The organism is Sodalis ligni, from assembly GCF_016865525.2.
Taxonomy (GTDB): Bacteria; Pseudomonadota; Gammaproteobacteria; order Enterobacterales; family Enterobacteriaceae; genus Acerihabitans; species Acerihabitans ligni.
This window is the reverse complement of sequence record NZ_CP075169.1, coordinates 5,301,917-5,315,692: the sequence shown is the minus strand read 5'-3', so window position 1 is coordinate 5,315,692 and position 13,776 is coordinate 5,301,917. Positions and strand designations below refer to the sequence as shown.

Here is a 13,776-nt window from a genome sequence, read left to right as displayed (position 1 = left end):
AATTTATTAATTAATCTCGTTGATGTTTTTAGAGATGCAATAACGTTGGCCTCGCTTTCTTTGTTGATTTCCACCATTGTATGGTGGCTTCCTTTAGCATTACTGTTCCCAGCCTTTCCGGTTGCACTCGCCGTTTCGAAGTCTCAAAAGATATTTTAATGCATTTGCTGAAAAAGCGGTGCGTCAAGATTAATTAAATATTATATTTCTGTTTTATTAAATACTACGCTAGCAAAAGAAATTAGAGTTTTCAATCTTTCGTATTTTTTATTGCTAAGCATAAAGAGAGTTTTGAGGAGCTTGAACATGATTTAAACAATATTAGAAAGAAGCAAATCTTAAGGCCGCAAGGCTGGAATTTTTGTATTTATTAACGGCCATTTTGGTAATGCATTGGTTTTCGAAATATCTTTCGAATGGTAAAATTTCCACAGGAGAATTGCTGGGAGTCATTCAATCTATAACCTATTTTGGTCTAACGTGTCAATGGGGCGTATACTCCTTGGCGTATCTTTCAGTTTGCTTTGAATATTTTAGAAAATTATATAATATAGAAAACATGCATCAAAAGGAAGATGCAAAATACTTTGTATTGCCTGAGGATAAAACAATAAAATTTGAAGATGTCTCATTTTCATATACGGATGGTAAATGTGCGGTAAATAAATTAAATTTCCAAATAAGTGACGGAGAGCATATAGCTTTAGTTGGTGAAAATGGTGCAGGTAAAAGTACTATAATAAAATTGCTATGTCGTCTGTATAATCCCTCAGTAGGTCGTATTACCATCGGCGGATTGAACATCAATGATATCGATATAAATGTTTGGCGGAAAAATATTTCTGCAATTTTTCAAGATTTTGGACATTACGTCCTAAGTATTGAGGACAACATATATCTGGGAGACATTGATAATATTGGAAATAGGCTTTTTTTAGAAAAAATTTGTTTGGATGCGGGTTTCAAACTACCAATCGGTGTGGAGTATTCTGACCTGTTAGGAAAAGAATTTTCTGGTACCGAACTTTCTGGTGGTCAATGGCAGCGGCTTGCCATCGCCAGAGCATTATATTCATATACAAGTAGAATAGTAATATTGGATGAGCCTACGAGTGCGCTTGATCCACGTATTGAGGCAGCTTTCTTTAAACGATTCTATCAGAGTACACGCGATAAAACATCAATCACTGTTACCCACAGAATGGGGGCAGTTAAAAATGCGGATAAAATCATCGTCATGAAAGAGGGATGTATTGTTGAGCAAGGGACGCCAGAGGAACTGTATAAACTCAATGGTGAATATTATGAGCTCTTGACTATACAAAAAGAAATTTGGAGCTGATTGTATCATGCAAGCAGCTTGCCGTCTGTTCCAGGGGGCCACATCTGGTTTCGAAGCAGTTGAATCTGGATTCAGATTTCACCAATCGCAGTATTTTATGCTGCCAATATGGCTTATCTAAATAAACTAATGGCTCATGAATGATAAAGATAATTCATGGATAAACATATTATAAATTAGCAAATACTTAAGCAAAAAAATTTTGTTATGGTAAGCGCCATGATGATGGTGAGGTTTTCTATCACTACTATCCCTGCCTGGGAAAATAAAGAAACCCGCACCGACGTTTCAAACAACATAACTACAACACTAATATAACATTGAAACAACAAGGCATAATAAAATGATCAGTTTGCGCCGAAAGGCCATGGGCAACGTTATATTTGCCAGCTTTTCCCATTGTTGCTGACAATGCTTCCCGTGCGTGCCGACACGTTAAACAAAGGAATCACTCCGGCCAGCGATCCCGCCGCGGTTCCCGCCGCAGCCCAATTGCGCAAGGACACGCTGGTTGCGGGGATCTCAGAACCTCAGGGTATTTTCAATCCTTACTTTTTTACCAATGGCTGGGATGAGAACGTAACGGAAGTGATTTTCGCACGTCTCATCGGCTGGGATAGCCAAGGCAAGCTGGTGCCGGAACTGGCGCAATCCTGGCAGGTAAGCAATGACAATAAAACCTATACCATCAAGCTTCGGCCGGGTCTGGTTTATAGCGATGGATCGCCGCTGACGGCGCAAGACATCGCCTTTACCTTAACACTGCTTTATGACCCCTCCTATGATGGCGAATATGATATTTCATTGGCCCATATCGCTGGCGCTAACGAGTATAAGGCAGGGACAGCGCATTCCATCTCCGGCATTAAAGTCATTGACCCGCTTACCATCAGCATCACCACCACCGAACCGGGAGCGACAACATTACAAACCATAGGTGGACCGGTATTGTCGAAAGCCTATTACGGCAAGCATTATCAGCAAGGCAACCTGGATGAATTACGAGCCTTACATGGCAAACCATTGGGAAATGGTCCGTATATTTATGAAAAATATATACCCGGCCAAGAAATCCGATTTCATGCCAATCCGCTTTATTTTGCCGGTAAACCCGCGATGGCCCGTTTTATCTATCGGGTAACCAATGCGGCAACCAACTTTCAATTATTCCAGACCGGTGAAACCGATTATGATGGTTTCACCTCCAGGCCTGACGATATCGAGCAATTAAAACAGTTGGGGTTCGCCAATATCTATCTGTTTGGGTCCAGCGATTACAGCATGGTGGCATTCAATCATAAACGAGATTATTTGCACGATAAGAAAGTCCGGCAGGCGCTTATTTATGGTTTAAACCGTGAGCAACTGGTGGAGGTGGTTTATCAGGGATATGGGCAGGTAGCCAATGAGCCTATCGCGCCGATCTCATGGGCTTATGATCCGCAGCGCAACAATGATTACCGGTTTAATCTGCAAAAAGCCAACCAGCTATTGGATGACGCCGGATGGAAACGCGGCAGTGACGGTATTCGTACCAAGGATGGAAAACGCCTGGAACTGACCCTGCTCACCACCCAAAATATTACTACTGATGCGTTGGTGCCCATAGCCAAGGAAGATTACCGGCAATTGGGTATCGTACTGAAGCCTGAGATTTTGGATTTTAATGCGCTATTGGCACGTCAAAAAGCCGGTAATTTTGACCTGGTTTCCTACCGGACAAGTACCTTGAATGATCCCCATGACGGTGTACAGGAGTTCCAGACTCTGCAAAGCCGCATCGGTTACAGCGATCCCGAGGTGGATAAGCTTATCGCCCAAGGTAATGCCACGCTTGACCCGCAGGCGCGCAAGCCGATATATCAAAAACTCTATCAAGTCCTGGCCGAAGATCCCCCGGTGATATTCCTGGCCTATCGGGATGTCCTTTCCGCCAGCAGCGCGCGGGTCAGCGGCTTCAATCCTGATATTTACAACGGATGGGTGGGCAATTTGCCCAAAATAAGCCTGACGAAGCAATAGGCGACAACCTGATTACGGAATATTTACCTATAGCTTATGCGTAATTTTATTATTCGCCGTGTGCTGATTGCCATTCCCATGATGTTAATGGCGTCGTTGCTGATTTTTGCCATTTTCGCAGCGACGCCGGGAGATTTCATTGATGGCAATATTACGCTGACCGCCCAAAGAGCCGCGGAACTGAAAGCGTTGTACGGCCTGGACCAACCTTTGCAAATACGTTATCTGCGTTGGCTGGGCCAGCTCTTGCATGGCAATCTGGGGTATTCGCTCCAATACCAGATTCCGGTCAGTACGCTTTTGAATCAATACCTCTGGAACTCTTTTTTATTGGCTCTGGTGTCGATGGTGCTGTATTGGGGCATCGCGCTGACTATCGGCGTATTAACGGCAATGAAACCCTATTCCTGGTTCGATCACCTGGTGACCGTGGCTATCTTTGCCGCCATGTCGTTTCCCACCTTTTTTCTGTGCTTATTGCTGATCAAATGGTTCGCCGTGGATTTGCACTGGCTTCCGGCCGGCGGCATGCTCCGTACCGGCAGCGAAGCCCGGGGAATGGCCTGGGCGGCCGAAGTGATGATGCATTTGGCCTTGCCGGTTCTGGCATTGGTCATGCTGCAGACCGGCAGTCTGACCCGTTATTTCCGTTCCAGCATGCTGGACGTTATCCGTATGGATTTTATCCGTACCGCCCGCGCCAAGGGATTAGGGGAATATACCGTCATTTTCCGGCACGCCTTGCGTAACGCGCTACTCCCCCTTATCACCTTGCTGGGTTTCGAACTGCCGGGGCTGTTCTCCGGCGCGCTTATCACCGAGAAAATTTTCAATTGGCCCGGGGTGGGGCATATCCATATTGATTCCCTCGCTTCGCGCGATTATCCGGTGCTCATGGGTTTTACGCTGTTCCTGGCGGTGCTGACGATCTTGGGTAATTTACTGGCGGACGTCCTGTATGCGTTTGCCGATCCGCGCATTCGATTGAGGTCGTAATGACTGTGATAGTGTTTTCCCGATCCCGCTGGCGCAAGGGAACATTGCCCGCCCTTGCCCAAGTGTCGCCGAGTCCGGCGGGGGAAGCCTGGCGGCATCTTAAACGCAACCGGCTGGCGATGCTTTGCCTGTTTCTATTGTTGCTGATGGCCGTAGGGTGTATCGCGGGTCCCTGGTTTTCACCATGGAACAATGACGCCACCGATGTGCTGATGATGAATAAGCCCCCCAGCGGCACTCACTGGCTGGGCACCGATTTTCTCGGACGGGATATCTATACCCGGCTATTACTGGCGGGGCGGATTTCCCTGACCGTTGGCATCGTCTCAATGGTGCTGTCGGTGGTGCTGGGGTATTTGCTGGGGGCCAGCGCCGGTTATTGCGGCGGCTGGATAGATAAGATAATCATGCGTTTTGCCGATTTGCTGATGACTATCCCCAGCCTGCCGCTGCTTATCATTATGGGCGCCATGCTGTCGGAACTGGATATCTCGCCCGATCTGCGCATCTATATGGTCATGGCCATTATCAGCCTGTTGGGTTGGCCGTCGCTGGCCCGCCTGGTGCGCGGCCAAATCCTCTCGCTGCGCGAGCGTGATTTCATGCTGGCCACCGAAGTGCTGGGGCTGTCGGTGCGGCGGCGTATTTTCGGACATCTGTTGCCCAATACCGTTCCTTTGTTGATCGTGGTCGCCACCATGGGCGTGGCAAACGCCATACTCGGGGAATCCACCCTCAGTTACCTGGGGCTTGGCGTGGTTCCGCCAACGCCGTCCTGGGGCAATATGATTGACGCCGCCAATAGCCTGATCGATTTTCAGCGGCGCCCGTGGCTGTGGATGCCCCCTGGCGTCGCTATTTTCATCACCGTCATCGCCATTAATATTCTGGGCGACGGGCTGCGGGATGCCCTCGATCCCCGCATGAAAAGGAACTAGGCCGATGCCATTGATTGCCTTCGAGCATTTGTCGGTGTCCTTTGCCATCGAACATGGGCAGGTCAACGCGGTGCGGGATTTGTCGTTTACCATCAACCCTGGTGAAATCGTGGGTGTGGTAGGCGAATCGGGCTGTGGTAAGAGTGTGACCGCGCTGGCGCTGATGGGCCTGCTGCCGCAACCCGCCGCGCGGATCAAAAGCGGCGCTATCTGGTTTGAAGGGCGCGATTTGCTCAGCCTGCCATCACGGCGTATGGCTGAATTGCGCGGTAACCGGATTTCGATGATTTTTCAGGAACCGATGAGCGCGCTTAACCCGGTAATGACCATTGGCGAGCAGTTGATGGAGCCGCTGATACGCCATCTTGGCGCCACGCCGCGGGGCGCCTGGCGGCAGGCTATCGATTTATTGCGGGAAGTGGGATTGGGACGCGGCGAGAGCCTGCTGAAAAATTATCCTCATCAGCTCTCCGGCGGCATGCTGCAACGCATCATGATAGCCATGGCGGTGGGCTGCCGACCGCAATTGCTGATAGCCGATGAGCCGACCACCGCGCTGGATGTCACCATCCAGGCGCAAATCCTGGCTTTGCTACACCAGCAGGCGCAACGCAACAATATGGCTATGATGCTGATCACCCATGATTTAGGCGTCATTGCCCGTATGGCCCGGCAGGTGGTGGTGATGTATGCGGGCCGCGTGGTGGAAAGGGGACCGACAAGACGGTTGCTGGCACAACCGCAACATCCTTATACCCGTGGATTGATAGCCTCTCGTCCGGTACCCGGTGAACGACGGCGGCGTCTCTATTCCATTCCGGGTCAAGTTCCGGACCTGGCCCGGATCATTCCAGGTTGCGCCTTCGCCGAACGCTGCGACCGGGCAACGGCTCAATGCCATGTTTCAGTGCCTTTACTGAGCGGTGACCTGCTTCATCAGTCTGCCTGTTTTAACCCCTATGAATACGATGAACGCGCGAGTGGTGTTTACCATGAATGACGAGACGTTGGTTGAGGTCAGAAACATCAAAAAATTCTTCCCGATCAATGAGGGATTATTCGGCCAGACCACCGGTCATATTCACGCGGTTGATGATATTAGTTTCCGCATCCGACGTGGATCGGTATTTGGTCTGGTGGGGGAATCCGGCAGCGGTAAAACTACGGTGGGACGCGCTTTATTGGGGCTGTATCCCTTGGACACCGGCAGTATCACTTTTCAGGGCCAAGAGCTTTCCGGACTGTCACGAACGCAGTGGCATCCTCTGCGGCCTAAAATGCAATTGGTGTTTCAAGATCCCTACGGCGCGTTAAACCCCCGGATGCGCATCGGGGACGCTATCGGAGAAGCGGTGCTGGAGCATCGTCTGCTTCCCCCCGCGGCGCTCAGAGAACGCGTTATCCAGGTAATGGAAACCTGCGGTTTGCCGGCTGCACATTATCATCGTTATCCCCATGAGTTTTCAGGTGGTCAGCGGCAGCGCATCGGTATTGCCCGGGCGCTGATCCTGCAGCCTGAATTTATTGTGGCTGACGAACCTGTTTCAGCGCTGGATGTGTCGATTCAGGCCCAGATCATCAATTTATTTGCCGATCTTCGCGACGATTTCGGCGTGACTTTCCTGTTTATTTCACACGATTTAGGAGTGGTGGAACACTTTTGCGACGATGTGGCCGTAATGTACCTGGGCCAAATCGTTGAATACGCCAGTCGCGACCAATTGTTCCGTCAGCCGCGTCATCCCTATACCCAGGCACTACTGGCCGCTGTGCCGACGCTGGATTGCGATGCCCCTTTGGTACCGGCCGCGCAGGGGGAGCCGCCAAATCCGGCCGCACCGCCCGGCGGTTGCCGTTTTCATCCCCGTTGCCCGCATGCCCGGGACAACTGTCGATCCCAGGCTCCCGAGCGACGGGACGTTGCGCCGGGACACAGTGTGGCCTGTCACTATACGTAGCCCCTGGATGTTTTGCGTTGTTGCAGGTCTGCAACGCAGCGAATCACCAGCCGCTTGACGAAGACAATAATCTTACGAATCGAGTCATGCCCACAGGGGAATAACGTGACTCAGAGGGAATATAAATGAGCGAATTAGCAAGCGGGAATTCTGTATGAAATAATATCTTATTTTAATTCTCGATGAATTTTTAATAGGTTCGGCAATAATCCTGATTGCAATGGCAATCCCGGGAGAAATAAACACATATTATTTTTAATGCCGGAAAAATCATGTGAAAAATATATTACGGTAGATGAAAAAGATGTTGTATCAGGAGAATCAAAATGCAAAAAAGGAAAAAGCAATCCAGTTTCTTTTCGTTCCTGTGATTATTTATTCAGCCTATAATTTGTTGCGCTGTGAAAGCGCATTTTGGGGTACTTCTTATCGCCAATAATATTATACCAAATAACCTGTTTTAATTATGTCCGGGCTATGTAAAAGAAAGGTAAATTAATGTCAGTTAATCGTCACGTCTTATGACATAAGAAGGACGTCCGTGGGGTATTTCCCTGATTTCTACTATTACTAGCCAGTTATTGCTCATCCTTTTTTCTGGGAGTGGATGTTGATGGTGAAAAATACAGTATTCAAAAGACGATCAGCGAGTATTTGCAAACGGTTGTTATTGCCTTTTGCCATAGTCGTTTTAACGCCTTTAGCGCAATATGCACAGGCTGCCGATGACTATATCGCGCCTGCCGCCGATGACGTTGCTCCTGCGGCGGGGGATATCGCCCCGCCTGGCGGAAATAATGCCGCCGATGCCGTGGTGCCCGCCGCCGGAACAACCAGCGCCAAGCAAACAGGCAAGGACAATAAAACCAGCGAAGGGACGGCGGTTCCCGATCAGAATCTTCAAAGGATTACCGTTACCGGTTCCCGTATTCCACGGGCGCAGACCGAAGGACCATCCCCTGTCACCGTCATTACCGGTGAAGAAATGGCCGCCCGCGGTTTTCGGAATGTCTATGATGCGCTGGCATCGCAGACACAAAACACCGGCATGACACAGGGCGAGGATTACGGTAATACCTGGCAGCCCGCCGCCAATGCCTTGAACCTGCGTGGCCTTGGGCCAAACCACACGCTGGTGCTTATTAACGGCCGCCGGATAGCGGATTACCCCAATCCCTATGACGGCAGCGTCAATTTCACCAATATTGCCAATATTCCCAGCGTCATTATCGACCGCATTGAAATATTAAGCAGCGGGGCGTCGGCTATATACGGTTCCGATGCCATCGCCGGTGTGGTGAACATCATTCTTAAAAACAAGGCGCAGGGAGTAGACGTTAATCTGCGCGGAGGCACCAGCGAGCGCGGCGGTGGTAATAACCAGCGGCTGCAAATCAGCGGTGGCGGCAGTTGGGATACGTTTGATGGTTTTTTCGGTTTCGAAGCCCTCAAACGTGATCCCATCTGGGCAAGCGATCGGGGTATTATGGACAGCTATCCGTCCGGTACGACGGTAAGTTCCCGGCAAAACCTGTTGACGGGCCAATACCTTAATCCGGGCTGCCAAGGATTCGGGGGGGTATTTGGCGGTCATGTCAGCAGCCCCAAAGGGAAATGTATCACTGACCAATACTATAATAATTACTGGACCGTCCAGTCTCAAAAAGAAGACTATGATGGTTACGCCAGCGGTACTTGGCACCTGAATGATACGGCAAAAGCCTTTGCCAATATCTTGTTTGGATTTGATCATACCCAGAATAATACACGAGGCCCCAGCTTTACCTCTCCCGATTTTTATAATGCCAATACCGGCAATATTGAGCGTTGGCAGCGTTATTTCTCGCCGGAGGAGATCGGCGGACGCGAAAGTAATAACAGCATGTATGATGAAACCACTTGGACCGGCACCGTCGGCTATGGGGACAAGTTTGCCAATACCAACTGGGATTACGAGCTTGCCTATACCCGCTCTGAATATACCAGTGATAGAAAGACCCATTACCAGCTATTGAGCGGTATTAAAGATTACTACCTCGGTCCGCAAATGGGCGAACAGGATGGCTATCCGGTCTATGCTCCCGATGCATCGCGTTTTGACCGCCCACTGACCAGCAAAGAATGGAATAAGTACAGCGGCGTGCTGGATCAGGAAAGCAAGTCCATGTCGCAGACTTACAGCTTCACCACCAATGGCGATGTGTTTGAGCTGCCCGCCGGGCCGGTGGGATTCGCGGGCGTAGCGGAATTCGGCAAACAGTCGTATTTCATTACGCCGGATAATCATCTTAGTGACGGCTCATTCTACAATACGACTCCCTCCTCACGTTCCGGCGGCAGCCGGGATCGCTATGCCCTCGGTGGCGAGTTCAGCGTACCGGTGACTGAAACCGTACTGGCATCGCTGGCGGGACGCTGGGATCAGTACAAATTCAGCGGGCGCTCGGAAGAGGACATCACCTATAACACCGGGCTTGAATGGCGGCCGGTAAAAAGCCTGCTGGTACGGGGAAGCTACAGCACCAGTTTCCGTGCTCCCGATCTTAACTATCTCTATCAGTCTGATACATATGGTTATTATCCGGCTCAAAAAGATTATTATGGCTGCGCGAAAGGTGTGGATGGGGCCTGTGATCAGGGACGGGTGGACTATGTGCAAAGCGGCACGCCCGACCTGAAATCGGAACACGGTAAATCATGGGATTATGGCATTGTCTATTCGCCTTCCAGCAACATCGATTTCTCCACCGACTTTTGGCGGGTGGAAATCTCCGACCTGTTGACCACGGTGGATGTCAACCGGTTGCTGCAGGATGAGTATCAATGCCGGACCAGCGGTGATACCGGATCGTACTGCCAGGGTGTTCTTTCCCAGGTCCAGCGGAACCCGGCGGGCAGCACCGTTGATCCCAACAAGTTGCAAACTGTGCATATCAATGCGATCAACGCCGCCAGCGAACGCGCCAGCGGTCTGGATTTCAAGACCAATGCGCGCTGGAGCGCCGGCAGCTGGGGTGATTTCAGCTCCATGATCGGCTATTCACTGGTGCTGTCGCATTATTACAAAGAGTCGGATGATGCCCCCACCATCAATCTGCGCGATGACTACACCCAGTCCTGGGACTGGCGCAGCAAGGTAAACGGAAGCCTGACCTGGAACTACCGCGATTATACCTCAACGCTGTTTGTCACCCGTTACGGTAGCGTGGCCAATGCGGCCGGTTCCGGACGTCTCACCCCTTGGGCGGTATTCAACGGCAGCGTACGTTATCAGGTTACGCCGCGGGCCAGCGTGGGTCTGACAGTGAATAATCTTCTGAACAAAATCAAGAAAGACGATTCAGCGGGTTGGCCCTATTACCCCACTGGTAACTACGATCCTTACGGCCGCATGTGGTGGCTGGATATCAGTTATCACTTTGGTTAAACGCCGCGGAAAACTCACCAGCGCGCACTACCGCGGTTAACCGTCGTAATGTGGCGCTGGTTTTTATATTGCAGTGTGAGTGAAGTTCAATGGCAATGATATTAACGGAAGCGAACGACCGGCAGGGTTTTGTCTCCCGCTTTGAAGCGGGTGCTTTATCCGCAGTGGCGGTATTGCTGCATGTCGCATTGTTTTGGCAATTGTTCCAGCAGCCTCCCGTGACGTCGGCGGAAATTCCGCAAATGGCGTCCGCGAGCGCTGAAAACGTCGTAATGGTAGATTTGACTGCGCCCTCGGAGGCGCCCGCGCCCTCTCCCGCGCCGGTCCAGCCTGAAACGGAATCTCCTTTGCCGGAACCGGCGCCGCCGGTTACCCCTGTGGACGACGATGCCGTCCAGCCGGAACCGGAGAAAAAAGAAGTAGTGAAAAAAACCGAACCCGAGCCGAAACCGAAACCTTCCGCCAAAATCGAACATAAAGCGCGGCCGGTCACTCACGCCGCTCCGTCAGCCTCGCCCGCCGTGCCATCCGGGCAACCGCAGGGAACAACGGCCAATACTGCGGCCACGACGGGCGCGCCTGCCGCAAACAACGCCGGTTCAAGTATTACCCCGGCGGTTTCAGGTATGCAGAGCCTGGGGAATCCTCCCCCCGACTATCCGCCGCTGGCGCTGCGTCGCCAACAACAAGGCAGTGTAACGCTACGTATTCTGGTCTTGGAAAACGGTCATGCCGATTCGGTAACCGTAATCAAGTCAAGCCAGTCGGAATTGCTGGATAACGCAGCAATAAAGACGGTTGGGCAATGGCGTTTTATACCCGCAAAACGCGGCAGCCAGGCAATTAAAGGTTATGCCATCCAGACAATAACCTTCACGTTGCCTCGTTGAGCATCGGCGGGGATGAGTCATCTTTTTCTTTTAGATCTATCAGCATAAGGCATTTTCATTATGGTCGATACAACAGCGGCTTCTTCCGGCCCGGCCAGTGGCGGGCAGACAGTGGAACATCAGGCCACGCCCGATCAGTCGGCAAATCACGCCAATACCACCGGTTCGCCAACGGGACACCAGTCCAATGCTCCCGGTACGCCAGCGGCACAGCAACCCAATGCCAGCGGTGCGTCAACGGCGCAGCAATCCGATGCACTGTCGCAACATCCCGGCCAGACGCTCTCACCCCCTGTGACCGCTGGTGCCGTCAACGCCGGGACGTTGTTGGCACCGCCGCAGACAAACCCCGCTTTATTTGGCGAGGGACTGATGTCCAGTCCGTTCAGTTCAATGGTCGTTCCCACGGTACTGGGTGTGCTGATCTTTTTCTCGATCATTACCTGGGCCGTTCTGCTAATCAAAAGCGTGCAATTCATCCGCTTTCGCCGGCAAAACAAGCGCTTTGCCAGCCGATTCTGGGAATCGGGGGAATTAGCGGAGGGTTGGGCCGTGGCGCAGAAAAGCCGCGGTTCCCTGAGCCGGCTGGCGAATATCGGCGTCGATGTACTTAGCGGAAATGATATTTCTGCCCACCGGCGTGAACTGGCGAAAAAAATCAACCGCGGTGAACGCATGGAGCGCAGCCTGCGTCAGCAAATCCAGATAGAGCGGCGCTCGCTGGAAAGCGGCCTGACCATTTTGGCCAGCATTGGCAGCACCGCGCCATTTATCGGTTTGTTCGGTACCGTGTGGGGGATCATGGAGGCGCTGATCAGGATTGGCGCCAGCGGTGAAGCGGGTTTGGACAGCGTAGCCGGACCTATCGGCCATGCGCTGATTGCCACCGGCATCGGCATAGCCGCCGCTGTGCCCGCGGTGCTTGTTTACAACTACTTTATACGCAACCTTAAGCTCGCCACCGGTGATATGGAGTCCTTTGCCGAAGAGTTCTATAGCCTGGCTCAGGAAACCGGATTTTACCTGGACGGCCAGGACGGATGGAGTATCTGAATGTGCGTGACAATAAAACGGCGGCCCGCCATTAACCGCAGCTCACACTCCCTGGGAGAAGACAATGGCTTTTTCAAATCATGATGACGAAGTGCTCAGCGAAATGAACGTCACCCCGTTGGTGGATGTCATGCTGGTATTGCTGGTGGTTTTTATCGTCACCGCCCCCTTGCTGACCAATGCCATTCCGCTCAAGTTACCGCGTACTCATGCGGTAGCGCCGCCGGACCAGCATAAGCCGGTGGTGGTGAGCGTGGATCGTGACGGCAAATACTATATTGACCGACGGCAACTGTCGCTGGAGGCCTTGGGAGCGGCGATATCCCAGGCACATCAGCAGGATGAGCAACGAGGTGTGCAACTGCGTGCGGATCAGGATGTCGTCTATGGGCGGGTGGCTCGGGCGATGGCGGTAATCCAGCAAGCGGGAGTCACCCGGTTGGCGGTAATAACCGAGGGAGAAGGATAGCCGGCCCCCGGCTTATCTTTTTTTTTCATGGGTATCCGGTCTCAAAGGGTCTTTGCGGGCGATATAACCATTGGGCTATTTTCGCCATCATTAATTTCGATGCCCTCTATAAAGGGGGATTATCAAACGCCATCAACGGAATAAGCACAAAGTGACGAGGATTTGGAGGGTGATATTGCCATTATTAAACTGATTACAGCATTCACTATTGGGATGGTACCGCACCCTCCCTATAGTCAAGTGCCGTAAAAAAGCGCCGGATGCTGGCCGCTGATGCTGCGGTAGCTTCCGATGGCCATGGTGAAGTCCTCAAACAAGGAGTAAATCTTATATGCCAAAAAGTAAGCCAACATCGCGGTCTTTGTTGCGGCGCTCGCTTATCAAAATCGGTAAACGCTTTTTACGCTGGAATGGGCGCTTCCAGATCCGTCATTCGCTTATCGCCACAACCCCGCACATCAGTAATGAGGAATTTGACTGGACTGCACGTCTCGAGAATGCCTGGCCCGAGATACGGGCTGAGCTTGATCATTTGCTTGAGCATCCTGAAGACATACCCTCCTTCCATGACATCTCCCCAGACCAACAGCGAATCTCCAAGGGAGATAATTGGAAAACTGTCGCTACCGATGTAATTATGACCCACCTACCAATGTAAATCTGACCCACCTGGGGTAACAA

Annotated in this window: 11 protein-coding genes; all 11 read left to right on the top strand. The window is 51.5% G+C overall.

All coding sequences use genetic code 11. The features are described from left to right. The first annotated feature begins 361 nt into the window (after positions 1–361). A complete protein-coding gene (locus GTU79_RS24880) occupies positions 362–1,342 on the top strand; it encodes an ATP-binding cassette domain-containing protein (RefSeq protein WP_203521058.1) in 981 nt (326 codons plus the stop codon). A gap of 411 nt (positions 1,343–1,753) precedes the next feature. Further along, entirely contained in the window at positions 1,754–3,364 is a 1,611-nt protein-coding gene (locus GTU79_RS24875; RefSeq protein WP_214513466.1) for an ABC transporter substrate-binding protein, read from the top strand. A 36-nt stretch (positions 3,365–3,400) separates the two neighbouring features. Continuing rightward, positions 3,401–4,360 carry an ABC transporter permease gene (locus GTU79_RS24870; protein ID WP_132925509.1) on the top strand — a complete coding sequence of 320 codons (960 nt, stop codon included), beginning with the start codon at positions 3,401–3,403 and terminating at the stop codon, positions 4,358–4,360. Further along, entirely contained in the window at positions 4,360–5,298 is a 939-nt protein-coding gene (opp4C, locus tag GTU79_RS24865) for an oligopeptide ABC transporter permease (RefSeq protein WP_203521060.1), read from the top strand. The genes GTU79_RS24870 and opp4C overlap by 1 nt, the downstream gene beginning before the upstream one ends. Positions 5,299–5,302: 4 nt before the next feature. Beyond that, the gene (locus tag GTU79_RS24860; RefSeq protein WP_203521061.1) at positions 5,303–6,298 is read left to right on the top strand and encodes an ABC transporter ATP-binding protein; all 996 of its coding nucleotides are present in this window, start codon (positions 5,303–5,305) and stop codon (positions 6,296–6,298) included. After that, positions 6,291–7,256, top strand: coding sequence for an ABC transporter ATP-binding protein (locus GTU79_RS24855; protein WP_203521062.1), 966 nt, complete (start codon positions 6,291–6,293; stop codon positions 7,254–7,256). The genes GTU79_RS24860 and GTU79_RS24855 overlap by 8 nt, the downstream gene beginning before the upstream one ends. Before the next feature lie 613 nt (positions 7,257–7,869). Beyond that, on the top strand, positions 7,870–10,683 hold the full coding sequence (locus GTU79_RS24850; protein WP_203521063.1) for a TonB-dependent receptor domain-containing protein: 2,814 nt from the start codon (positions 7,870–7,872) through the stop codon (positions 10,681–10,683). 89 nt (positions 10,684–10,772) lie between these two features. Beyond that, positions 10,773–11,573, top strand: a complete 801-nt coding sequence (locus tag GTU79_RS24845; RefSeq protein WP_203521064.1) for an energy transducer TonB — start codon at positions 10,773–10,775, stop codon at positions 11,571–11,573. A 60-nt stretch (positions 11,574–11,633) separates the two neighbouring features. Next, positions 11,634–12,626 carry a MotA/TolQ/ExbB proton channel family protein gene (locus tag GTU79_RS24840; protein WP_203521065.1) on the top strand — a complete coding sequence of 331 codons (993 nt, stop codon included), beginning with the start codon at positions 11,634–11,636 and terminating at the stop codon, positions 12,624–12,626. Between the two features lie 64 nt (positions 12,627–12,690). Next, complete coding sequence (locus GTU79_RS24835; protein ID WP_203521066.1) at positions 12,691–13,095, top strand: ExbD/TolR family protein; 405 nt, start codon at positions 12,691–12,693, stop codon at positions 13,093–13,095. 331 nt (positions 13,096–13,426) lie between these two features. Continuing rightward, positions 13,427–13,753: an aspartyl/asparaginyl beta-hydroxylase domain-containing protein gene (locus tag GTU79_RS24830; protein ID WP_253073421.1), complete on the top strand. Its 327-nt coding sequence runs from the start codon at positions 13,427–13,429 to the stop codon at positions 13,751–13,753. Positions 13,754–13,776 lie beyond the last annotated feature (23 nt).